28 protein-coding genes are annotated in these 24076 nt (G+C 35.0%); 6 read left to right on the forward strand and 22 right to left on the reverse strand.

Annotated elements, in window-relative coordinates; translation table 11 throughout:
* The first annotated feature begins 41 nt into the window (after window positions 1-41).
* The gene (locus tag ACW5R3_RS10410) at window positions 42-596 is read left to right on the forward strand and encodes a DUF6266 family protein (RefSeq protein ID WP_456576954.1); all 555 of its coding nucleotides are present in this window, start codon (window positions 42-44) and stop codon (window positions 594-596) included.
* Window positions 597-727: 131 nt separating this feature from the next.
* Here the strand turns inward: ACW5R3_RS10410 and ACW5R3_RS10415 are convergent, their stop codons facing one another.
* The 13 genes from ACW5R3_RS10415 to ACW5R3_RS10475 all read right to left on the reverse strand — a co-directional run bounded on the left by ACW5R3_RS10415 (window position 728) and on the right by ACW5R3_RS10475 (window position 12041).
* Entirely contained in the window at window positions 728-1048 is a 321-nt protein-coding gene (locus tag ACW5R3_RS10415) for a helix-turn-helix domain-containing protein (protein WP_386113356.1), read from the reverse strand.
* 171 nt (window positions 1049-1219) lie between these two features.
* Complete coding sequence (locus ACW5R3_RS10420; RefSeq protein ID WP_456576955.1) at window positions 1220-2341, reverse strand: glycosyltransferase family 4 protein; 1122 nt, start codon at window positions 2339-2341, stop codon at window positions 1220-1222.
* Between the two features lie 3 nt (window positions 2342-2344).
* Window positions 2345-3271 carry a glycosyltransferase family 2 protein gene (locus ACW5R3_RS10425; RefSeq protein WP_456576956.1) on the reverse strand — a complete coding sequence of 309 codons (927 nt, stop codon included), beginning with the start codon at window positions 3269-3271 and terminating at the stop codon, window positions 2345-2347.
* Window positions 3268-4350 carry a glycosyltransferase WbsX family protein gene (locus ACW5R3_RS10430; RefSeq protein ID WP_456576957.1) on the reverse strand — a complete coding sequence of 361 codons (1083 nt, stop codon included), beginning with the start codon at window positions 4348-4350 and terminating at the stop codon, window positions 3268-3270. Before ACW5R3_RS10430 ends, ACW5R3_RS10425 begins: the two co-directional genes overlap by 4 nt.
* Before the next feature lie 2 nt (window positions 4351-4352).
* Window positions 4353-5126 (reverse strand): class I SAM-dependent methyltransferase, encoded by a 774-nt coding sequence (locus ACW5R3_RS10435; RefSeq protein ID WP_456576958.1) that lies wholly within the window; start codon window positions 5124-5126, stop codon window positions 4353-4355.
* Complete coding sequence (locus ACW5R3_RS10440; RefSeq protein WP_456576959.1) at window positions 5111-6049, reverse strand: glycosyltransferase family 2 protein; 939 nt, start codon at window positions 6047-6049, stop codon at window positions 5111-5113. The genes ACW5R3_RS10435 and ACW5R3_RS10440 overlap by 16 nt, the downstream gene beginning before the upstream one ends.
* 5 nt (window positions 6050-6054) lie before the next feature.
* On the reverse strand, window positions 6055-6873 hold the full coding sequence (locus ACW5R3_RS10445; protein ID WP_456576960.1) for a sulfotransferase domain-containing protein: 819 nt from the start codon (window positions 6871-6873) through the stop codon (window positions 6055-6057).
* On the reverse strand, window positions 6870-7577 hold the full coding sequence (locus tag ACW5R3_RS10450; protein WP_456576961.1) for a WbqC family protein: 708 nt from the start codon (window positions 7575-7577) through the stop codon (window positions 6870-6872). The genes ACW5R3_RS10445 and ACW5R3_RS10450 overlap by 4 nt, the downstream gene beginning before the upstream one ends.
* Complete coding sequence (locus ACW5R3_RS10455) at window positions 7574-8644, reverse strand: DegT/DnrJ/EryC1/StrS family aminotransferase (RefSeq protein ID WP_456576962.1); 1071 nt, start codon at window positions 8642-8644, stop codon at window positions 7574-7576. The genes ACW5R3_RS10450 and ACW5R3_RS10455 overlap by 4 nt, the downstream gene beginning before the upstream one ends.
* The gene (locus ACW5R3_RS10460) at window positions 8641-9276 is read right to left on the reverse strand and encodes a sulfotransferase (protein WP_456576963.1); all 636 of its coding nucleotides are present in this window, start codon (window positions 9274-9276) and stop codon (window positions 8641-8643) included. The genes ACW5R3_RS10455 and ACW5R3_RS10460 overlap by 4 nt, the downstream gene beginning before the upstream one ends.
* A 12-nt stretch (window positions 9277-9288) precedes the next feature.
* On the reverse strand, window positions 9289-10512 hold the full coding sequence (locus ACW5R3_RS10465; RefSeq protein WP_456576964.1) for an ABC transporter ATP-binding protein: 1224 nt from the start codon (window positions 10510-10512) through the stop codon (window positions 9289-9291).
* 54 nt (window positions 10513-10566) lie between these two features.
* Window positions 10567-11412 (reverse strand): ABC transporter permease, encoded by an 846-nt coding sequence (locus ACW5R3_RS10470; RefSeq protein WP_456576965.1) that lies wholly within the window; start codon window positions 11410-11412, stop codon window positions 10567-10569.
* Window positions 11413-11666: 254 nt separating this feature from the next.
* Window positions 11667-12041: a hypothetical protein gene (locus tag ACW5R3_RS10475; RefSeq protein ID WP_456576966.1), complete on the reverse strand. Its 375-nt coding sequence runs from the start codon at window positions 12039-12041 to the stop codon at window positions 11667-11669.
* A gap of 832 nt (window positions 12042-12873) precedes the next feature.
* Here ACW5R3_RS10475 and ACW5R3_RS10480 point away from each other — a divergent pair.
* Window positions 12874-13407, forward strand: coding sequence for a hypothetical protein (locus ACW5R3_RS10480; protein ID WP_456576967.1), 534 nt, complete (start codon window positions 12874-12876; stop codon window positions 13405-13407).
* 68 nt (window positions 13408-13475) lie between these two features.
* On the opposite strand, the gene mazG is transcribed toward ACW5R3_RS10480, so the two are convergent.
* The 6 genes from mazG to ruvX all read right to left on the reverse strand — a co-directional run bounded on the left by mazG (window position 13476) and on the right by ruvX (window position 17294).
* Window positions 13476-14249 carry a nucleoside triphosphate pyrophosphohydrolase gene (gene mazG, locus ACW5R3_RS10485; RefSeq protein ID WP_456576968.1) on the reverse strand — a complete coding sequence of 258 codons (774 nt, stop codon included), beginning with the start codon at window positions 14247-14249 and terminating at the stop codon, window positions 13476-13478.
* A 128-nt stretch (window positions 14250-14377) separates the two neighbouring features.
* Complete coding sequence (locus ACW5R3_RS10490; RefSeq protein ID WP_456576969.1) at window positions 14378-14815, reverse strand: DUF5606 family protein; 438 nt, start codon at window positions 14813-14815, stop codon at window positions 14378-14380.
* Window positions 14816-14868: 53 nt separating this feature from the next.
* Window positions 14869-15459, reverse strand: a complete 591-nt coding sequence (gene def / locus ACW5R3_RS10495) for a peptide deformylase (RefSeq protein ID WP_456576970.1) — start codon at window positions 15457-15459, stop codon at window positions 14869-14871.
* Window positions 15460-15572: 113 nt separating this feature from the next.
* Window positions 15573-15818 (reverse strand): hypothetical protein, encoded by a 246-nt coding sequence (locus ACW5R3_RS10500; RefSeq protein WP_456576971.1) that lies wholly within the window; start codon window positions 15816-15818, stop codon window positions 15573-15575.
* Between the two features lie 325 nt (window positions 15819-16143).
* A complete protein-coding gene (locus ACW5R3_RS10505; protein WP_456576972.1) occupies window positions 16144-16740 on the reverse strand; it encodes a T9SS type A sorting domain-containing protein in 597 nt (198 codons plus the stop codon).
* 143 nt (window positions 16741-16883) lie between these two features.
* Window positions 16884-17294, reverse strand: a complete 411-nt coding sequence (gene ruvX / locus ACW5R3_RS10510; protein ID WP_456576973.1) for a Holliday junction resolvase RuvX — start codon at window positions 17292-17294, stop codon at window positions 16884-16886.
* A 149-nt stretch (window positions 17295-17443) separates the two neighbouring features.
* On the opposite strand from ruvX, the gene ACW5R3_RS10515 reads away from it, so the two are divergent.
* Genes ACW5R3_RS10515 through ACW5R3_RS10525 form a run of 3 tightly spaced genes read left to right on the forward strand, consistent with a single transcriptional unit; the run spans window position 17444 to window position 20107 of the window.
* A complete protein-coding gene (locus ACW5R3_RS10515; protein WP_456576974.1) occupies window positions 17444-18259 on the forward strand; it encodes a 2,3,4,5-tetrahydropyridine-2,6-dicarboxylate N-succinyltransferase in 816 nt (271 codons plus the stop codon).
* A gap of 34 nt (window positions 18260-18293) precedes the next feature.
* On the forward strand, window positions 18294-19355 hold the full coding sequence (locus ACW5R3_RS10520) for a glycosyltransferase family 9 protein (RefSeq protein WP_456576975.1): 1062 nt from the start codon (window positions 18294-18296) through the stop codon (window positions 19353-19355).
* A 2-nt stretch (window positions 19356-19357) separates the two neighbouring features.
* Window positions 19358-20107 carry a glycosyltransferase family 2 protein gene (locus ACW5R3_RS10525; protein WP_456576976.1) on the forward strand — a complete coding sequence of 250 codons (750 nt, stop codon included), beginning with the start codon at window positions 19358-19360 and terminating at the stop codon, window positions 20105-20107.
* Here ACW5R3_RS10525 and ACW5R3_RS10530 read toward each other — a convergent pair.
* Window positions 20104-20874, reverse strand: a complete 771-nt coding sequence (locus tag ACW5R3_RS10530; protein WP_456576977.1) for a lipopolysaccharide kinase InaA family protein — start codon at window positions 20872-20874, stop codon at window positions 20104-20106. The two genes, ACW5R3_RS10525 and ACW5R3_RS10530, sit on opposite strands and share 4 nt — an antisense overlap.
* A gap of 2 nt (window positions 20875-20876) precedes the next feature.
* Window positions 20877-21752, reverse strand: a complete 876-nt coding sequence (locus tag ACW5R3_RS10535) for a hypothetical protein (protein ID WP_456576978.1) — start codon at window positions 21750-21752, stop codon at window positions 20877-20879.
* A gap of 113 nt (window positions 21753-21865) precedes the next feature.
* Between ACW5R3_RS10535 and ACW5R3_RS10540 the strand changes: the two genes are divergently transcribed.
* Window positions 21866-22828 (forward strand): hypothetical protein, encoded by a 963-nt coding sequence (locus ACW5R3_RS10540; protein ID WP_456576979.1) that lies wholly within the window; start codon window positions 21866-21868, stop codon window positions 22826-22828.
* Here the strand turns inward: ACW5R3_RS10540 and ACW5R3_RS10545 are convergent.
* Window positions 22825-24042, reverse strand: coding sequence for a glycosyltransferase (locus ACW5R3_RS10545; RefSeq protein ID WP_456576980.1), 1218 nt, complete (start codon window positions 24040-24042; stop codon window positions 22825-22827). The genes ACW5R3_RS10540 and ACW5R3_RS10545 overlap by 4 nt on opposite strands.
* Window positions 24043-24076: the final 34 nt, after the last annotated feature.

Here is a 24076-nt window from a genome sequence, read left to right on the forward strand (position 1 = left end):
TAGGCAACGTAGTAGGGTCGCGCTGGAGAGGTAAAAACATCATGCGCAGTTTACCAACACGGGGTAATTACACCCCATCGGTAAAACAATTGGAACAACGTGAAAAATTTAAAACGGTTATTCAATTCCTAACACCTATAGTCCCCGTACTGGATTTGTACTTTGGTAATAAACAAGGTGATAAATCCCGTTACAATTTAGCCACCTCGTACCATATTACCGAAGCGGTTATAGATACCGGATTGGGATTTGCTATAGATTACACCAAAGTGTTAATTAGTAAAGGGGATTTACGTGGCATAGATGCCGGTGCTGTAGCAGCTGCCGCAGGACAGACCCTGAATTTTACTTGGGTCGATAATAGCGGTCAAGGAAATGCCTCGGCGTTTGATGATTTTATGGTGGTGGTTTTTGCCCCGGGACTGGATGAGTTTTATTCCAACCTAGCAGTAGATACACGCGATGCTACATCAGCATCCGTTTCACTACCCGCTTATTGGACGGGGCAGGACGTAGAAATATGGGCTGCATTTAATAAACCAGACACCAAACTGGCAGCAACAAGCAGCTATTTAGGAACTGTAACATTAACCTAACCCCCTATGGTGGTTATTAAAAAACGCAGAAAAGTAAATTTTACTTTGATGCGTTTTTTTTATTTGTGAGAAATGGATAGTAAGTAGTGAGTGGTTAATGGTGCCTGGTGAAAAACTTGTCCCATAAAAACTCATTCTTTCTTTAAACTATTAATAGCGCGTTGTAACATAACTTTATTCAGCAAAACTTTAGGATACATCGGAATACGTCCTAATACAAAACTGGGCAAGACGCGTTTTTTACGAAGGCGGTAAATGGTACTCCTACTAATATTAAGATGCTTGACAACCTCATCTGTTGTAAGCCATTCCTCATTACGGATCACCTCTGGATTATTAGACAGAAAAGCCTGTAAAGCTTCGGGTTGGGACTGCTTAAGGACTTGCTTTGTTTTTGTAGCCTTAGTACGTTTAGTGGATGTTGAACGTTTGGTAGGTTTAGTAGGTTTCATAGGCTCAGGAATTTAAACAACACAAACAACTGAATTGCAGTTGATTAACCCCAAGTTAGCATTTTTTTTTATTAGTTGTACGCCAAAACAAAAAAATACGTAGAAATACGTACACCTTTACCTACATGATTATCAAGCTTGTTATAAGAAAATTATAAACCCTGTAATTACTTAACTAGTTGCTGTGTGCTTAAAATCAGCTGTCTCTTTCAAGATTTTTTGTAAACTCTCAATATGACGTTTTATATTATAATTTCTTAAAATATGCTGCTTCCCTGATGTTCCTAATTTTTTAGCATATTCCACATCATCCATAAGTTGTAACATGTTGTTCGCCATACCGTGAACATCATGCTCCTCACATAACAAACCGGTTTCTCCATCTATAATCACATCTGGTATTCCTGCATGCTTAGTAGCAATTACAGGTAATCCTGATACACTAGCTTCTAGTACAGCTAAAGGTGTCCCTTCCATATCACCACTCGCAGCTACAATGGAATGTTGCACAAAACCCAATGATTCTGACAACAAAACTCTATAAGCCTCTGGAGTAACCACACCTAGAAATTGTACTTGCTTTTCTAATTGATACTGTTTAACCAAGTTAACACATACATTCATTAAAGAGCCACTACCCGCTAACAACAAATGTGCATCGGGATGTTTATGGGCAATTTCATTAAAAGCCATAATAGTATAATAAGGTGCTTTTTTATCGGTAAAACGACCTATACCTATGAATTGTTTTTTTGCAAAGGTTGGTGTAACAGCTTCAAACTCTGGTTGAGGACCATACACGTTATACACTAGCTTTTCCTTAGGACAACCAAGACCTAATAACATCTGCTTCATTTTTGTAGAAACAGCAACTATTTTTGTAGCGTAATTAAAAACGTCCTTATAATCATTACAAGCTTTAATTGCTGTATGTACACTAGCATCATAACCATGAAAATGGACTACTACAGGCAAACCACTTTTAACCAATACATCTTTCATATTAAAAGCATGCGTACCATACTCCACTAAAACAACATCTATGTTCTTTTCTTTTAATGAAGCAAGCACTGCCTCTTCATTTATATAAGAAAAGGAATACTTTTTTATTTTACGAACCAAACGTAATCTCAATAACGCCCATTTAGAAACTAAAGAGTTCTCTCCTTCTAACCGAATACGTCCCCTTCCTCCATAATAATAAAACACTTGCCCTTTAAGGTAGTTTTTATGTGCCTGAATAAAAGTTTCAGAATATGGGTTTTGGCTTGGTGTGAAAATAGCAATATTCATTTACTAGTATTTTTTTAGTTTAAAACAAATAAACTGAAAAGCGAATACAACCTTTTTAAAAAGAGAAGGGTGTAGTCTATAAAAACTTCTTTTAAATAAGTCTTTCTTTGTATGCAATTTAAACCAGTTAACTAACAACTTATTATTCATTACTTTATTGTTAATCCCTTGTTTCTCCTTCAAATATTGTCTTATTAAAGATTCTTCTATCAGTCGCACTTTTTTTTTATTGCTATTAAAATGATTTCTACTTACCTGATTATGGTGTCTAAAAAAGTTTAAATCCTTATTAATAAATGCAATATTAGTATTACTAACTAACTGTATCCAAAAAAACCAATCGCCACACATCTTCATAGTTAATAATACTTCATTCCAAAAATGAGAAAGGACTAATTCTTTTTTAAAAACAACGGCACTAGCGTTGGGTATTACATTTTTTACCGAGAAATATTCTGCGATAAAATTAATTCCTTGCTTTTTAAAATTAGCTTTCCAAATATTGGGATTAAAAGATTGTGTATACTCTATTCTATGTGAAAGTCCATGACCATCTTCATCTACATCTACACTTTGCACATATGCAACTCCCACATCATCATCCAAGGTTTTTAAACAGGTTCCCAAAAAATTTAAGTCACAATAATCATCACTTTCGGCAATCCATATATACTCGCCTTGTGCCAGCGTTATCCCTTTTTGCCATTGCATAAATGGACTACCAGAATTAACGGTATTAAAAACAACATGACTTATCTTAGGATGGTTTTTATAAGAATTTAATAGCGCTATACTCCCATCTGTAGAAGCATCATCCAGTAAAATCACTTCAAAATCTTGAAACGTTTGATTTAATACAGAATCTAACCGTTGTTGTAAAAACAATTCGTGATTGTAATTAGGTATTATTATAGAGACTTTTGGTTTCAATTGGTTAATGCTTTTTTAGTAGCTTCTAAATAAGCTCTACCATATTTAATACATGGTTCTAAATGATTTCCTTCTGCCCACTCATTCATCGCATTAATAAAAACAAAATTCTCATCCTTTGAATAAGGTTTAAAATGATCAACTACATGTTTCAACCACTTAAAATACAACTCAGGACTACTCCCTTTTGCCACAACCCAGTTTTCCTTTTTTCTAGAAGTATTATCCCACGAAGGAGTTACACCTCTATATAGCTTAAAATCAGGCAAAGGGCGCTCTATACAATTCTTCACCCCCAATTCAAAATCTCTAATATCTACATTTAAAGAAGGTCTTTTCTTTTTAAGCTTGCTTAAAACGGACACTTTTTTATTATTTTTTATTTTGTTCTTAATAACTGCATGTGGTGAAAACTCTATAGCCGCATCAAACCCCAAGTCACTGGGATCTGCTTTCTCACCAAAACTTTCAGCAAAGCACAAGTATAAACCTTTAAACTCAAATTCATTTACCGCTATCTCTTGCCATAATTTTATAGTTTCCTTTATGTTTGGAAACAAATTATGTCTATAAATCACAAAAACAGGTTTACCATCTACAGTAATATATCTAGAGTCTGAAAATACGTTTTTGCATAGCCAACGCATGTGCTCCATATCATCTTCTAAACTATAATTTTGTTGCATTAAAACGTCTTCTTCTTTTCCATCCCATCTACGCGTCCAATTTTCATTTGCCCAACATAACATAAATGGCATATTCAAATCTTTCTGTTCCAACATACCATCTATAGGTTGATTTAATAAACGTTCTCCATTAAACCAATAATGATAATAACAAAACCCATCAATACCGTAATCCTTTGCTAAGTTGGCCTGTTCTTGCCTCGCTTCAGGCAAACGCAAATCATAAAAACCCAAGTCTGTAGGTAAATGAGGCTGGTAATGACCTTCAAATAAAGGCTTTGCTTTGGTCACATTTGTCCATTCGGTGAACCCTTTTCCCCACCAGACATCATTTTCTGGTATTGGATGAAACTGTGGCAAAACAAAAGCTATTGCTCGTAATTTTGATGTCATTTTTATAGTTTTTTCATTACAATTATCTCAATATACTCTGCTCTAATTCCATTTTTAAGATCATCTATATATACAATTTCACAAAAAGCTCCTGTATGTTTTACTATAAAATCCTTAATATCATACCCCCAATGAAAGGTTACGGGAGACCCTTTTTTATCTATGGGGTTACCATGCCATTCTGGGGTATATAAAAAGTTTGGACTCCCATCTGTATTTTTATTTGCCCAACGTTGAGTTGGTTTATGTTTATTAATTATGGGTACCGAAAATATATGTGCTCCTCCTGGTTTTAGTGTTCTATAAATTTCCTGAAAGGCTTTTTCTGGATCGTATATATGCTCCATAACATCTGAGGTAACAACCAAATCAAAACTAGCATCCTTAAAGGTTTGTTGTTCTAAATCTTCATTTCTCACTCCATCTACTGTACTCCCTAAGGTGGCATTTACAAAAAACTGTGTTTCGGTATAGTTTTTTGCTTTTTGCCTTAGCAACTTACTATGTCCTCTATTTCCAGGGGAAGATTCATGTATAGTTAAATCTTGCCAATTAGGATATTCCTTTTTTATAATAAGCATTAAGGCGCGCTCTCTTGGAATACTACCACAATTATTACATTTAAAATGATCACGCAACCAAGAGTTTCTAGCTATAAAAGACACTTTTTGTTCGCAACACGGGCAGTTACCTTCTTGCCTAAAGTAAAAACTTTTTTGCTTTTCATAGAAATCGAAAATCTTCTTTTTGATTTGTTTTTTTAGCGCTTTAACCATCCAACAATTCTTTTAAATAGTACTTTAAACAAGCCTTTCACTGTATAATTTTGAATATTATTATTCTCTGAGGACTTAACCTTTATGTACATATTTTTTATAATATCTTTTTTAATTTCATCAGAATCGGTATAAGATAATAAACATATTTGAAACTGTCTCCCTATTATATTCTTCTCTTTTGCTGATAGCTTTGAGTACACACCTTGCCCATATCTATAAATCCCCATAACCTCATCTATACGGTGCATGAATCCATGTTTCGACAAAATAAAATATAACAAGTAATCGCCTACAGGACTCAGTTGTAGCTCTACAGGAAATTCCTTTAAAACGTTTCTAAATACCACGGAAGGGGTATGTATAAAATTGGAATGTTTAAATAAAGTATGCTGTGTTATGGGAAACTGCTCAATTTTATCATACTTTTTTTCTGTAATAAAATCATCCACAATCCCATCTTCAATAGTTAGTATTCTAACCTTATGAAAGCAAAGAACGTATTTAGGGTTTACTTCCAAAAAATCAACCTGCTTTTGTAACTTTAAAGGATCTGTCCAATAATCATCACCTTCACATAAAGCAATGTATTTGCCTTTGGAATGTTTTAAATTCCACAACAAACAGTAACGCCCAGTTGCATTGCCATTTATTTTTATATTATTTCTTCTATCATGAAGAAATAGCCTAATCGTTTCTGGATATTTCTCGGCATATTCTATACAAATTTTCCTTGTCTCATCACTTGAGTCATCTTCACTAAGTAATATTTCATAAGGAAAATTAGTATTTTGCATTAACAAACTATCCAAACACTTGACAATAAATTGTTCATGGTTATAAGTCTGGACAATAACAGATACTAAAATTTCTTGCGAATTAACCTTATTTGGATATATATGAACTAGTTCTTTTCCTTTCATATTTATTAAACGCTATACTCCTTTAAAAACACTTCTAACTCAGTGTCTTTTAGATCTTTCTGAATATAATCTATTATATGACTTGGCAATTCATGCCAATTATTATCCTTTGTTTTTTTCTTATACACAGAATACGCATTTTCATGATTAACAGAAGTACTTTTAGCTATAAACTCTTCTGTATCCTTAGTAAACTCTAAATTAGAAAATACAAATAACTCTTTTATTATGTTAGTTGTATCCGCAAGTAATTCGGAATAATTAATTATACAAACACGATTTGAATAATGTTTTTTTAATTCAAGAAATAACCTTGTAGCCTCTTTCCATTTTTCATATCCATTATATTCTTCTGGTTTATTTAAGTTTTTTTTTGCAGCATTAAGCCATTCTTCATCAAATACCCATCCTTTTTCTTTTCTAAACTCTTTTGGAGCATTATACCAACTATACAAAACAGCTAAAGGATTTCGTATCAATAAAATCAATTTAAACTCATCATTCTTTGCTAACATATTTTCTAACACATGATGATATCTTACTTCTTTATAGCATATATGTGTAGGGTTTTCATCTTTTCTAAAAACAGGTATAATTCCTTTCTCTATACCTTCGGTTTGATTTATAAAGCTATCCTCAGAGGTTTGTATTTTTTTAAAAAAGCTATTAATATCCTCTTTTGTTGCACTTGGAGATATAGCACCTTTAAAAGCATATGAAAATAGTGGTTGAAGTTTAAAAGTCACTTTTGAATGACTATTAAAAATATTTCCTAGCCAAGTAGACCCACTGCGCGGCACACTATGTATAGCTATTTTATTCATATCAATTTATATTGGTTTAACATTTCTTTTACTTCTTCTTTACCGTTAAACATTAAAACGTCTATGATTGATAAAAAGGGCATAAATACATTAGAAAACTGTTTATACTCTGTTGGTTCAATTTCTAGAAAACTTAAGGAGATTCCTTCTTTTTCATATTTTTGCGCATCAAAAAATGAACGTCCGCCAGGTAAATTCACATAAGCATCGTACTTTAAAGCTTTACAAATTTGTAGCGCCCATTCGTCTGGCGCTTTAACTTCCTCTATTTCTACTTTCATTTCAGACCAAACAGAAATAGGTGTTGTGATACCAATATAATTACAAAGTACCTGTAATGCTTTCTTGTTCAAATGTACAATGGAAGTATACTCTTCATCAAAAATTTGATGAAGCATTGCTAACACATTTTTATAATAAGGTGCTTTTTTCTTATAATGATCTAATTGAGAAATTATTTTTTGCTGCCAATTCAATGTATTATTAATACAAACATCTTTTATTATTGTATCTCGTTTATGTTTAACCAAAGGCACTTTAAAATACATGGTATCTCCATCAAGTTTCAACAACTTATTCCTTTCTATCCAACCATGCCTAATAAACTGAGAGGTATCAAACAAAATAAACTTATCTACATGATCTATAAGTGCTAAATACCCAAGATATGGCATAAAGTAGGGTTGCATAATAGCTACTTTCATACGTACTCTTTTAAAATAGTTATAATTGTATCAATTTCTTCTGTTTTTAAACCTACATATAATGGCAGACATAAAACACGTTTACTTATAGATTCGGATATTGGCATTTCTTTGCCATTTACATAATTTATTATATTTAACGAAGGGTAAAAATAGCGTCTAGGCAAAATTGATTGTGTTTCTAAAGCTTGAACAACTTGTAACAATTGATTTTCTGTTTTAAAGATTACAGGAAAATAATGATAATTCCATTCAGTACCTTCTCTTAACTGCAATTGTTTCAAAGAAGTATTACCTAATAACCTTTTATAATACTCTACCACCTTTTTTCTACTGTCAAAAATGGCTTCTAAATGATTAAACACAGCCAACCCCATCGAAGCCTGTGGCTCGCTCATTTTGGCATTAATCCCTAAACCTTGAAAAGCCTCTGGTCCATCATGTCCAAAATTATGATGCGAAAACATGGTTTCAAAATATTGGGGCTTACAAAATAAAGCGCCACCCTCTCCGGTATGAAACAGCTTTGTCGCATGAAAACTACAGGTACTCACATCGCCATAATTAAAAATAGATTGCCCTTTATAAGTCACACCAAAACAATGTGCCGCATCATAAATTACTTTTAAGTTATATTTTTCTGCAATACTATCAATGGTTTCAATGTTACATGGATTGCCAAATACATGGGTTGCCAATATGGCTGTAGTTTTATTAGTAATTGCAGCTTCTATCTTCGTTTCATCTATGGTTAAATAGTCTGGATGAATATCTACAAAAACAGGGGTACAACCTTCCCAAACAATACTAGAAGTGGTTGCTACATAACTAAAGGGCGTGGTAATAATTTCACCTTGCAAACCTAAAGCCTTTATAGCTATTTGTAAAGGCAAAGTGCCATTCGTCATAGCTATAATATTAGGTGTTCCAAGATACGTTTGTAATTTCCCTTCCAATTCTTTGACCAAAACACCGCGATTGGTCATCCAACCGGTATCCCAAGCCTGTTTTAAAATGGCTTGATACTCGGCTTGTGGTGGTAAAAATGTTTTTGTGACGTTTATCATTTTATGCCATTAGTTTTATTTTCCCAAGGAAATGTGGTGTATTTTGGTGTTATCCCTATAAAATCAGAAAGCTTTGTAACACTGTCTGCTTCTGAAACATTAAGTATCAATAAATTATTTTTATTTTTAAAATAATCTTTAACACCCTTATTTCTGGTTTCATAAATACCAATTAATTTTTCTTTATTATAAATATCACCAACCGTTTCACCATATTTTTCATAAAAAGTTTTCCAAATAAAACCTTTATAAATATACGTTCCGTTTTGCAAATCTTCTTTAGTTGGAACCCTTCCATTTTTACCAAAAAGTTTACTATGAAATTTTGTTATAGAGTTATACCATTCTTCAGAAGTGCTACGTTCAGTTAAAATAAACTTAGCATGAGGAAAATAATGATCCAATAAAACATATAAATAATCATTACTAAATGGAATATCTTGAAATACCTGAGCTGTTTTACAGTAATTTAAAATAGGCTTCCAATCTCTATTTATATACGCATCAATAAGTAATTCTGCTTTGCGTTGATTCCCCACACTATAACCATGGTCTTTAAAAAAAGTCTCCAAAGAGGTCGTCCCCGTTTTATTCTGACCAATACAGAATATTTTTTGTTTATTTTTTTTCAAGAAACTCATAACCTATATCACTGCGTAGTTAGCTTCTAATAAAAATGGCGGCCAAGTCTCTGATTCATTAGTCATTTGAAAATCCAAAACCCCATTAATTCTTAAATAGGGCTCCTTACTTTTCATGTTATTCACGGAAACATTAATACTATAAACTCCTTTTGAGAGTTGTAAATTTTTATGTGTAATTCTAAATTGAAGCTCATTAGTAGAAAAAGCAATATCAGATTTTTCTGTATTAGGTTCCAATAATGCTACAGGACGTTGTTCTTTGTCAAAAATGGTTATATTAAAAAGCGGTATTTCTTTTAAAGTATTATTCTTAAAAGTTAAATCAAGTGTCAGGTCACTCCCCCATGCTATTTGAGCAACACCATTTAAGTTTTTTTTATTTAGTATTTCAATTTTGTTCAAAACCAAACTACCATCGTCTAATACAACATTACTTTTATTATTAGCAAAACGTGTATAGTATAAATCAATAGCCTTACCCACTTCTTGTCCTTGAAACTTTGCACAACCGTGCTCCATTAAGATGACCTGACTACAAATTCGAGATATCATCGGCATACTATGACTCACAAATATTATAGCCGTATTAGGCAAAATGGTATCAATAGTTTTAAAACATTTCAGTACAAACCCCAAATCTCCCACAGCCAAAACCTCATCAATAATAAGTACATCCGGTTCCATTTGTGCGGCGACCGCAAAACCCAACCTAACTTTCATCCCTGAACTATAATGCTGCACAGGCATATCTATAAATTCTTCTAGTTCTGCAAAGGCAATAATATCTTCTAGTTTCGTATCTATTTCCTTACGACTAAAGCCTAAAATAGCCCCGTTGTTATAAATATTTTCCCTCCCACTAAGTATGGGGTTAAATCCGGCACCCAACTCTATCAATGCCCCTACACGACCTTTAATGGTTACACTACCTGCATCGGGATTAATAAGCCCATTCAGTATTTTAAGTAAAGTACTTTTTCCAGCACCATTATGCCCTATTAAACCCAAACATTCACCGCGTCGCAATTCAAAACTAATATCTTGTACGGCCCAAAATTCTTTAGGACGTAACAACCGGTCTTCCTGCGAACCACCTATACCTGCTACCAAGTCCTTAACACCATACCATAAACTGGTTTTAAGGTCTTTACAGAATTTCTTACCAAGGCCTTTAACCTCAACAAGAACCTCATTAGGCGTTACTATTTCTTTATTGTTAGACATCTGTTCTATTCACTAAATTCGCTTTTCATACTCCAAACTACACTTCTCACTTTCTTAAGCACTCAAACGCTCCACTATAATTGGTATAGATATACGGTAAATTATAAGCCCTAAAAACAACAAAGGCAAACAAACCAACAATACAATTATAAAATACGTTAAATATGCGGGTGTAAACCCTACAACCAAATCACGAGCTGTTAAAATAATAGAAGTAATGGGATTCCACTCCATAAGGGTTTTCATAACACCTGATTTTGGAATAGCATATACGACAGGCGTGACATACATTAAAAACTGCATGCCAAATGTAATAATCTTACCAATATCTTTATAAAGCAGACCTATTGGCGTTAAAAACAAGCCTACGGTTGTACCAAAAAGTATCGCACCTAAAATAGCAACCGGAAACAAGAGTAAACTCCAATGAAAACCAACCCCATAAAGAAATACAAATAGAACCAAAAGCACAATTTTAATAGAACTATCAAATAACAACTTGTAAATACCAGACAGCAACAAAGCCTCTTTAGGAAAGTTAATTTTAGTAAGAATGCCTTTTGCTGCTTGTGTGCTCTGCATGGGCGAATTAATTGAAGCCACAATAATAGACCAAATTAAAGTACCTGAAAAAGCATAAACCGGATAAGGAACACCGGTATCTGAAAGTTTAATAGTACCACTATTATTTAAAAATATCCATACAATAGCTGTTGCCAATGGTGTGATAAAAGCCCAAACAACACCAAAATACGATTGTCTATACAATGCCTTGATGTCACGTTCCGCCAATTGCCGTGCTAAAAAGCGCGACTGAACCATATCCTTTAAACTAGCACTTAAAAGCTTACCAAATTTCAGGGTACGTTCTTTCTGATAAACTCGCGTTTCTAATGCCATGGTTACTCTATAAATTGGTAAGATATAATTGATTGCTTAATACGGCTAATATAGTAATTCCCATGTGAAACTAAAATACCAAACACCGAATATAATCAACTGTTAACCTAAAGCTTTTTAATCAAATACAACCACTTAGTAACACCTAGTAATTATTAAATAACAATGCAACAGGAAGCCATCCGTTAAAAATATAAAACACACGAGCCAGTAACTAAAAAAAAGTAGTTACAACAGAATAAATAATATAAAAATTAAGCAACATCCGGCTCTTGAGACGCCAATAGAGCATCACGTTCCTGCAACTCCTTAGTAGTCATAAACAAATCCATATCCTTATGACGCAGAAACTGCATGTCACCCGATTCTAAAATATGCTTCTGATTATTTGTTTTAATTAAATCGGCATCTATAGGATCTTTACTAAATAACGCTGTGTTTATATACACAAACACGACATGTACCGGAAAGGAAAAAACAAAACAAAAGTCATAAATACTAATTACTTGATGCTTTCCTAAACCACGTTCATTTCTAATATACTGCATCATATTACGAGCCGATCGAAGACTCAAACCTGTCATAGATGCGACATCGGTCGAATCCAAAAATAATTTTTTACGCTTCATAATTTAAAAATTTTAATTACACTTAAACACTTCAAAACTAAACAGATACAATCTAAGGATACGACAGGATTCCTAACTAAAAAAATATAATTATTCGATAAACAGTAAAAAATATGTAAGAAAAAACTACAAAAAAAACTTTTCATCAGATAATGAAACAGCTTATCGGAGTAAAATGAACAAACAACCATAAAATGTAATAGCTTTCTGCCACAAAAAAGTAAGCCCCCCATCTAATAGATAGCAAACACGAAAACAAGTATTGCTATTTATGTAATGTATAGATAGTGTATGGATGATGTATGGATGGTGTATGGATGGTGTATGGATGGTGTATGGATGGTGTATGGATGGTGTATGAAACAATAAACAACGCTTATCAATAAAAAACACAAATCACAATACATTTTAGAGGAAATAAACTGCACAATCGGAAATACCACCCCCCAAAACTACAAAAACGGAAATCTCAAAAAACAAACTTCAAGGCATCTATTATTTTCACGGTGTCAATTACTGTATAACAAGACATGTGATAAACGAAGGCGCCCGTAATATCATTCTTGAAGATATAAGTCTGACAACAATTATTTATAAAATTTAAATTTATTTTTAAATGGCAAAATTAAAAAGCATAATCAAGATCGAAGGAACCCTGGACGATCTTACCTTTTACAAAGGCAAAGAGGGGTATTTAGTAAGAACCAAAGGCGGTGTAAGTGCCAAACGGATTAAACATGATCCTGCTTTTGCAAGAACACGTGAAAATGGTTCAGAATTCGGACATAGTGCTAAAAGCGGTAAAATGCTTCGTCGTGCTATACTTAACCTTTTGGCAGACGCCAAAGACAGTCGCGTTACTGCTAGATTAACGCAAACCATGAGTATGGTTAAAAATACCGATACAACTTCTGCTCGTGGTCAACGTCAAGTAGCTATTGGTCTTACCACTCCGGAAGGTTTGGGCAGACTTAAAGGCTTTGACTTTAATAACGAGGCCTTATTAAGTTCTGTATTATTAATCGATTACAGTTTAGATACAACAACTGGTGAGATTACAATACCGGACTTTACGCCTAACCAAGATTTAGATCAACCTGGTGGGGCAACCCATGTGAGTTTTAACTCAGGGTTTCTAAACTTAGACTTTGGCACTGGTGAGAAGGATTTTCAGTCAAGTACAACTGTTAATCTTCCTATTAACGGAACGACTTCCACCATCTCGTTAACACCTTCAGCTGCAGCTGTGGGAACTGGAAACGAACTTTTTTTCTTAAAAGTTTCTTTCTTCCAAGAGGTCAATGGCATTCAATACCCGTTAAGAAACGGTGCGTTTAATGCTCTGAAACTTATCGAAGTATTGTAAAGCCAATACGCATGGAAAAAGCTGTCTCATTTAGGCAGCTTTTTTTTTAGCTAAACTCAACAGGTACCTTACAACTTCTTGGCAGCTTCCCAAAATACATCCATTTCCGCCAAGCTCAAATCCTGTATAGGCTTGTTTAACTTCTTAGCCTGCTCCTCGATATACTGAAAGCGTTTTACAAACTTTTTATTGGTGCGTTCCAAGGCATTTTCGGGGTTAATTTTTAAAAAGCGGGCGTAATTAATTAAGGAGAACAACACATCGCCAAACTCCGCTTCCATAGCATCGGTATCGCCTTTTGATACTTCGTCATGAAACTCGCCAAGCTCTTCCTGAACCTTATCCCACACCTGATGAGGCGCTTCCCAGTCAAAGCCCACGCCTGCTACCTTTTCCTGTATACGACTGGCTTTTACCAAGGCTGGTAAACTTTTGGGAACCCCTTCCAAAACACTATCGCGCCCTTCTTTAAGTTTTAATTGCTCCCAATTACGTTTCACCTCTGCTTCATCGGCTACCGTAACATCGCCATAAATATGCGGGTGCCTACTTACTAATTTATCACAGATACCATGACACACATCGGCAATATCAAAATCAGAAGTATCACTACCAATCTTAGAATAAAACACAATATGCAAAAGTACATCGCCCAACTCCTTCTTCACCTCTTCTAAATCCTCATCTAGAATAGCATCCCCCAACTCGTAGGTTTCCTCTATGGTTAAAGGTCGTAAGGTTTCCATAGTCTGCTTCTTATCCCACGGACATTGCGTACGCAACTCATCCATAATGGTTAATAATCGATCGAAAGCTTCTAATTGTTCTGCGCGTGTATGCATCGGGTTTGTGTTTTTAGGTTCGTAAATGTAGGGCCGTTTTATAAATACCAAACGGACTTAAGCAAAAAAAATCCAGTAACACCTTGAGCGCTACTGGATTTTTTAAGATTGTAATCACACCTAATAAATTAGGCTTTATCTTCAGCTTCTACTGCCGCTTCAGCTTCAGCATCGGCTTCTTCTAGGTCTAACATATCATTTTTATGAAGTAAGTTATACCACTGAATAATCTTTTTAATATCGCTAGCGTAAACACGATCTTCATCATAATCCGATAAAACGTCAAAGAAATAGGCTTCTAATTCGTCTTTACTGGCTTTATGACTAATAGCCGTTTCGTTTCCAGACTCTTTTGCTTTAATTAATTTAAAAACCTCGCGTAAAGGCTTTTCTTCCGTAAGTGTGTAAATAGCTATTTCACTCAAGATACTCACATTGTGATGAATACCTACAGACATTTTCTTGCCGTCTAATAACGATTCTGCAACAAAGCCGCCTCGTGTTTGAGCAATCATCTTATATAATCCTGGTTTTCCAGCTATCGATAGTACTTTTTCTAAACTCATATCTTCATGTTAAAGTGGACAAATATCAAACGTTTCCCTATGTTATACAAATATTATCGTTTCTTTTTTTGACTTGGGAAACGCATTCTGTAATCCACATTAATTTTTCCTTTTGAAATATTGGTCAGCTTACCTTTTATCAGGCGCTTCTTTAAAGACGACAGTTTATCGGTAAATAAAACCCCGTCTATATGGTCGTACTCATGCTGTATAACACGTGCTACCAAACCGGTATAGGTTTCGGTATGTTTCTTAAAATCAGCATCGTAAAACTCGATAGTAATAGTCGGTTTACGGAATACATCCTCACGAACATCGGGAATACTTAAACAGCCCTCATTAAACGCCCATTCGTCGCCTGTTTCTTCTAAAATACGTGCATTTATAAAGGTTTGTTTAAAGCCTTTTAAATAGGTACGCTCTTCTTCTGAAAGCGACTCATCATCTGCAAATGGTGCTGTATCTACCAAAAACAAACGAATAGCCAACCCTATTTGTGGTGCCGCAAGTCCAACACCATAGGCATTATACATCGTTTCGTACATATTTTCTAAAAGCACATCCAAATTAGGATAGTCTTTTGAAATATCTTGGCCTACTTTTTTTAATACAGGATCGCCATAGGCTACAACAGGTAATATCATGGATTATATTTTATATAAATTCGGTGCAAAAATACAACTCTTCTTATATATACGCATAAAAAAACTCCTTTAATAAAGGAGTTCTCGTGGATTGTAAGTAAGAAAAACGGGGTTTAGCAAACCAAACGCGTTTCTTTTAATACAAATATATTTATCTCACCGCGTAATTTAGACGCGATCTTATTCACTAAAATATCTTTCTTTTTAGCAGCGACCTCTTTAGAATCTGTTTCTATTGTGCTAATAGCTTCAGCAGCTATAACAGCCGTTTTAACTGGCGTATTTTGTAGCGCTTCTTGTGCCTGTACACCGGTTAATCCGATAATCATAAAAAGAGCTATAAATAAAAAAGTTTTCATACGTGTTGCTTTATTTGAACAGGGCAAATATAGTATCGACAAACGGTAAGCACCGAATTAATTTGACGAAACACCCGTTAAATTCGTTTATAAGATAAAGGTCTATTTTTTACCGATAAACGTAATGTCAGTCAGCCTTTATAAGCAACACATTATCGAGCAGCCTCCAAAACAAACCCCACCTAACAGCCTGACAACAAACACACAGAACCCAAAAAACGTACTAAAAAACAACCCCTCATTTTAAATAATCGATAAACGGTATAAAAACAAAGACCGCCAGCAAATTGCTAGCGGTCTTGTTATATAATATATAAGGATAGGCTTAGTTCATAACCACCACTTTTTTAGAAACGGTAGACGAACCACTCTTAACCTGTAGTACGTAAATACCATTGGCTAAATTAGCCGTTGATACAGCCGTACGGGATACGTTACTAATTGTTTTAGAAAGGATACGCTTTCCAGTAACAGCATATAAACTAATTTGGGCATCTAAACGCGCGCCAAAAGCTACTTGAATATCCTGACCCTGAGCAATTGGATTTGGAAAGACTTTAAATCCGTTTAATGCAGAATCTATAGATTCTAAAGATAAGGTTTCGCTAGTTAAATCGCCATTTAAATACTGGCACGCTGCACTACCTAAATTGGCCGTAAATGTTGTGGTATCCGTAATAGCATCTTCACCAGCATCTAAATCGTAGATAGATAAGCTAGAGTCGCAAAACGATAATGTAAATGAACTACCATCTACACTAATAGTGGTTGGACGGTCTGCACAGTCTACAAGTACCGATTCGTAAATAAAGAATAAAGATGTCGTGTTGGTAAAACCATTGTCTGGACATACCTGAGCCTGAGCTGTGTTAAAAGAAAATAGTGCCATAAATAGCACCGCAGTTAAGTAAATTTGTTTCATAAGATTTGATTTAATTAATAGTTGAAACAAAAATCTAACAACTCCAATTAACTATCAAAATAATCTGACAAACTACCAATTTAAACGACTAGATACTCTGAAACATTTCCGAAAGGAAATACAAAAGCCCAACCATTAGAAAACTATTTGGAATATAAATAACTCTGAAGTATTAAGGTGGCACTAATCTCATCTACCAAAGCTTTATTCTGACGTTTCTTTTTAGACAAACCACTGTCTATCATCGTCTGAAAAGCCATTTTAGAAGTAAAACGCTCATCAACACGCTGTATAGGTATTTGTGGAATAGACTTTTTAAGCTTCTCTAAAAAAGGCAATATTAAAGCCTCACTTTCAGACGGATCATTATTCATTTGCTTAGGCTCGCCTACCAAAAAGAGTTCCACCGATTCCTTAGCCACATAATCCATTAAAAAAGCAATTAAAGTCTTGGTATCAACCGTAGTTAACCCCGATGCTATTATTTGAAGTTCATCCGTAACAGCAATCCCTGTTCTAACTTTTCCGTAATCTATTGCAAGTATCCGTCCCATAGTTGGCAAAGTTACTATTATAATTGAAACCCGAAATAGAAAAGCAATTATTTAAGACGCTTCCACTATTAAGAATACAATTATAACTTTATCTTTGTTTCCTATATAAAAAATGTAAATCAAGTTTAGGATTGACTAGTAAAAATAATATGGAACAATTACAACAAGTTATTGAAAACGCGTGGGAAAATCGCGAACTATTAAATGATAAAGTAACTATTGATAGCATTCGCAGTGTTGTTGATTTAGTTGATAAAGGCTCGCTACGTGTGGCAGAACCAACTGAAAATGGCTGGCAAGTAAACGAATGGGTTAAAAAAGCCGTTGTGTTATACTTCCCGATTCAGAAAATGGAAACCTTTGAAGTGGGTATCTTTGAATACCATGATAAAATTCCATTAAAAACAGGTTACGAAAACAAAGGGATTCGCGTAGTACCAAATGCAGTTGCAAGACATGGTGCTTACATATCTAAAGGGGTTATTTTAATGCCGAGTTATGTAAATATTGGTGCCTATGTAGACGAAGGTACGATGGTTGATACTTGGGCTACAGTAGGTAGTTGTGCACAAATTGGCAAAAACGTTCACCTATCTGGTGGTGTTGGTATTGGTGGTGTATTAGAGCCCTTACAAGCTGCACCAGTTATTATTGAAGATGGTGCCTTTATTGGATCGCGTTGTATAGTTGTAGAAGGTGTACGTGTTGAAAAAGAAGCGGTATTAGGTGCCAATGTTGTTTTAACCATGAGTACTAAAATTATTGACGTTACTGGCGATGAACCGGTTGAAATGAAAGGTGTTGTTCCAGAAAGATCGGTGGTGATTCCAGGTAGTTATACAAAAGAATTCCCTTCAGGAAATTACAACGTACCTTGTGCTTTAATTATTGGAAAACGTAAAGCGAGTACCAATAAGAAAACCTCATTAAACGACGCCTTAAGAGAATATAACGTAGCCGTATAATTAAGCAGGACGCTTCTAACAAAAGGGAATTTATTTGAAAATTTTAGTCATACAGCAAAAAATGATTGGCGATGTGCTAACCTCTAGCGTCTTATTTGAGGCCTTACGGGAACAGTACCCCCATGCACAATTAGATTATTTAATAAACAGCCACACCACACCAGTGGTGGAAAATAACCCGTTTATTGATAATCTAGTCTTGTTTACACCCCAAGCTGAAACGGATAAAAAAGCCCTTTTTAAACTGGCAACAGCGGTAAAAAAGGAAAACTACGATGTGCTTATTGATGTGTATTCTAAAATATCTAGTAATATCATCACGGCGCGTTCCGGTGCTAAAACAAAAATATCCTATGCCAAATGGTACACCAAATGGCTGTATCATTATAATATAGAACGTCTAAACCAAACCAAACAAGCATGCGGCTTAGCCCTAGTTAACCGCATGCAATTGTTGGAACCTTTGGGGATAAACAGCCCAAGCGCTAAACCCAAAATATACCTAACCCAAACCGAGTTAGAAACTAGCAAACAGGTTTTACTAGCACACCAGATAAACCTCCAAAAACCACTGATTATGATTAGTGTTTTAGGGAGTGGCCCTAATAAAACCTATCCGTTTGAATATATGGCTGCGGTTATCGATCAGATTGTAAGTACCACAAACGGGCAAATACTTTTTAACTACATCCCCAAACAACAAGCCGATGCCCAAGCCATTTACAACTTGTGCAAACCGGAAACACAACAGCATATTTACCTAGAGCTTTTTGGTAAAAGCCTACGGGAATTTTTAGCACTTACCGCCCATTGCCATGCCTTAATTGGTAATGAAGGAGGCGCCGTAAATATGGCGAAAGCGCTAAACATAAAAACCTTTACCATCTTCTCCACGTGGATAAGCAAGGACACTTGGAATATTTTTGAAGAAGCCCAAGTACATGAAGCGGTGCATTTAAAAGATTACCAACCCGAAACCTACCAAGGAAAACCCGAAAAAGCATTAAAACCTCAAGCCATGAGCTTGTACCAAGAATTTAAACCTGCATTGTTTGAATTGAAACTAGACACCTTTCTAAACACCATAGAAAACTAGCCATGGAGAAACTAACAGCCATCATAATTACTAAAAATGAAATTCACAATATTGAAGGCGTCATTGCTTCAGTAAGTTTTGCGGATGAAATACTAGTAGTTGATAGCTTTAGCACCGATGGCACCTTTGAAAAGGCAAAAAGTTTAAACGTAACCGCTATACAACGAGCCTTTACCTACCACGCTGAGCAGAAAAACTGGATTATCCCACAGGCCAAACACCAATGGATTCTTATTGTTGATGCCGATGAGCGGATAACCCCAGCATTACAAGCAGACATACAAACCACGCTTAGCAACCCGCAAGAGCATGTGGCGTATTGGATAGGACGCATGAACCACTTTATGGGGAAACGGGTACATTATAGTGGTTGGCGAAATGATAAAGTGATCCGCTTATTTAAACGCGATGCCTGCCGGTATGATGACCGACGCGTGCATGAGGAAATTATTGCCAATGGCACCGTAGGCAAACTAAAAGCCAAGTTATACCACAATACCTACACCAGCCTGGATGCCTACATGGAAAAAATGAACCGTTATGCCACCAAACAAGCGGAGGACTACGATAAAAAAACAGGCGCACTAACACCCTACCACTTTATAATAAAACCTTTTTGGGGGTTCTTTAAACATTATGTGGTGCAAAGTGGTTTTAGAGATGGTGTTGTTGGGTTAACCATAGGCTACATTCAAGCTTATGTGGTTTTTATGCGCTACGTAAAACTCTGGCTCTTGCGCCAAAAGAACTAGCCTTTTTTACGCCAGAATAAGAACTTGTTTTTAAGACGTCTCTTACGTTGGAATCGGTTCTGAAAAGCTTCTGTTTCTCCCCACATGACATTATAAACGGCATCATAATCGTAACCGCTTAACTTGGCATAGGCATCGCTCATAATAGCAACCATAGACTTATGCGTTGTTAACCGTGCAAAGTTTTTTATGCGGGTTTCAAAATCCATAGGACCAAAATTCATCCGGTTTAAATCCACCAAATAAAACTTATAATCGCCATTATTTAATTGAATTAAGGTATTCCCCGGTGAGTGGTCTAAAAAATGAACACCAGCCTCGTGCAACTGATAAGTAAACGCTGTGAAGGCCCGTAAAATAGCTTCGTAATGAGGCATATTAAAATCGAAAGTTAACTCCCGATACGTTAAATCATACGGTAAATGGGCACTGACATAATAACTATTCTTAAATAAAAAAGGGGTTTTATACTCGTAATACGCTATAGGTTGTGGTGTACCAATACCTAAACTTAATAAACGATTGGCATACTCGTAAGACCGCTGCGCTTTGCTTTTTCTAAAAAACCGATAGGCTACCTGATTTATAAAATTAGGTACCTTAAAGGATTTTACATTCACCGTTTGTCCATGTAAATCAAACAACTTAAGCGAGTTTCGGTCTTGGTTTCCAAAATCCGTACCCGATGTTTCGTAGTTAGAAACAAAGTTAGTTATGGTTTCCGCATCCTTTAAAAAGGACTGGTGCACCTTGTGATTCGTGCGCATGATTACTTTTTAAATAAATAGTTAATATACTGTCCGAGATTCTTCTTGAAGATATAAAAATCCGACTTGTAAAGACGCTTTTCCTTCTGCTCCATAAAATTAGTAAAAAGCTCTTGAAAGTTATTTCCCGCTATAAAATCTAAATGCTTCCACTTCATCGGTTCTATATAATAAAACCCTTCGTAGTCTTGAAAATTATCTTTGGTAATACTATCCCATTTAGACATAAAACCTTCGAGGTCTACCTGCGAATTATGGCCCCAATTGGTTAGTTTTGTGACCAATTCCTCCCGATCGCGCGATAAACATTCATGTAATACCAAAGCATTGACATAATGAACACGCCCTTTGGTTTTTCTACCTACGGTATAATCCGGATAGTTGGTAGCCACCACGGTTTTCGTGGTATTTGTAATATATAAATACCCGTCTTCTAATTTTTTATAAAGCGTTACATGATAAGGTTTAACTTGAATTTTATGCTTTTCAGGGTTCTGTAAATAGCTGTTTTTAGTTCTTAAAAAAGCAACAAACTTTTTAAAGTTAATAAAATACTCGTCTGCATCTAATTGAATCAGCCAGTTGCCGATACCCATTTCTTCTGCTAGCATTTTACGCTCGCGAACCTCACACGCCATGGTGGTTAGTTCGGGTACATAGAAATCGGCTTCATATATTTGAATCTTACCTGCTACATCAAAGCCTTTTATCCATTCAAAAAAGCTATCTGCAATTACAATTGAACTTCCATTCCATGTTTTGCGATTCTTATCAATAGCTAAAAAAACAGTATCTGCTTCATCATAGATTTGCGGAATGGCATTCTTAAGCAATTCATAATCATAAGACACTAAAAAACCGACTTGTATTTTATTCAAAGTACTTTATTTTACATTAATGACAGGATTCAAATATACAATAACTTTTAAAGGAATCTATTAAAACTAAAATTAGTACTTTTGAATTTCAACTTAAACAAATTCACACGTGCATGATGAAGGTTTGCCTTATTAGTTTTGATTACTGGGACTACGATTACCATATTGTTGAAACCCTAAAACAAAAGGGAATCGACGCGAAACATATTGATATTAGCAAGTTTAAATACACCTACAAAACACCTTTTCATAAGGTTTTAAATTTTTTAAGCAAAGTATTTTTAAACAAAAATATTAAGAAAATTAAACGCTTAGAATTCATTAAAGACACCCTAAAAACTTACGGCAAACAAGATGCTATTTTATGCATTCGCCCCGATTTATTAAATCTTGACACACATAAAGCGGTTAAAGCTTTAACAGATAAATACATCGCCTACATATATGATAGCTGTGAACGTTTTCCGTTTAATCCGGAACTAAACACAATTTTCAATAAAATATATTCTTTTGATTTAGATGATGTTGAAAAGTACAAATTCACACATATTCCGAACTATATTTATTTAAATAAAAAGCCCATACAAACCCAATTTAAATATGACATGTTTATGGTGATGTCTGTAGATGACCGTCTTAAAACACTAAATAAAATGGCAAGCTACCTGGATGCTAATAATCTGAATTACAAATTTATAGTTGTAGGGAAGTACAAACCCAAGCAGTTACACCCTGGTATTGTATACCAAAAAGCAGAAATTCGCCCTGAAGCACTTCAGCAGTACCTAGACGATTCGCGTGTTATTCTGGATTTAATTAGAACGGGACATAATGGGTTAAGTTTTCGCGTATTTGAATCTTTAGCCAATCAGAAAAAACTGATTACGACGAATACAACCATTTCTAAATACGCGTTTTATAATCCTGAGAATATTCAAATTATTCAACCCGAAAATGTAGCATTCAGTCCGCGTTTCTTTAAAACACCGTACCAACCTTTGGAACCGGATATTTACCAGCAATACACCATTGAGAATTGGGTGGATACTGTTTTCGAGCTTAAGGCTAAAAATTAAGCTAAAACTTTAAGTAAATTCGTTTCCGTTTGCGCTAATGAAAATGGCGCCAATATGGTTTCAGATGCATCACTTACAGCATTAAACAGGTTTTTATCACCTATAATTTCCAATACATTGGCTGCAAAGGCATCGGCATCGTTAGCAATCATGGTATCGGCATAGGGTGAAAAATCAAACCCTTCCGCACCAATACCTGTAGTAACTACCGGCAAGCTATATTCCAAACTCTGGCCTATTTTACCTTTTATACCTGCGCCATAACGTAAGGGAGCAACAAAAGCTTTTGCGGTATTGAAATACGGTGCAACATCGGTTACAAAACCGTGAATTTTAAACAAATCGGAATGCAAGGCTTGTACGCTTTCAGTTGGGTAACTACCAATAATATGCACCACTAAATCTGGGTAAACAGCCCATATTTTAGGCATGATATCCGTGTGTAAATACAATACAGCATCTTCATTAGGCGCATGTTTAAACCCGCCAATAAACAGTAATTCTTTACGGGCTTCAAAAGGAACAAATGCTGCACTTTTTGGTTGATGTTGATGCACATTGCTTAAAATTTCAGCCTTATTTAAATCAATATCAAAATCTTGTAACGCCGTTTCATCACCTGTAGATATTAGTACAATTTTATCTGCTTTATGGCAGTTGTCCAACTCTATTTTTAAGAAGTTTTTAGCCAATTGTAAAGTCTTCTCATTACCATCTATTTCATACTCCCTAAACAGGCGTAAGTAATGAAAATCCACCATATCGAAAATAAAGCGGGCTTCTGGTACTTGCTTTTTAATAAAGCTATAATAGCCTTTAAATATTTCAGGTCTGTGCAACCATACAAAATCAATCTTGCTTGCTATGGCTTTTATAAAACCAGCTTTGGATAAGAAAGCCCCATTTTTGGTTATACCGGGTTCATAAACATAAACACCCAATTCCTGAAAAGGTGCGATATAATTGCTTTGGTATTTGTACTCCTTTAAATCTGCCATTAAAACAACTGTATACTTGTTTTTTAGCATGAGCTTAATAAGTTCAAAAAGTCGTCTAGATCCAGAATCTTTATCAAATTCAGGAATCATATGATCTATAACTAACACAACAGGCTTACTTGTATCAATGCTATCTAAAGCAAGCAACTTATTTTCGCGCTTAAGCTTTTTAGCTAGAAAGGTATTCTTAATTCTAATTTTTAAATTGGACTTCATGAACGCAATAAGGTTAATGTATGGGTTATAAACG

The sequence above is a fragment of the Algorimicrobium bowmanii genome (genome assembly GCF_054031195.1).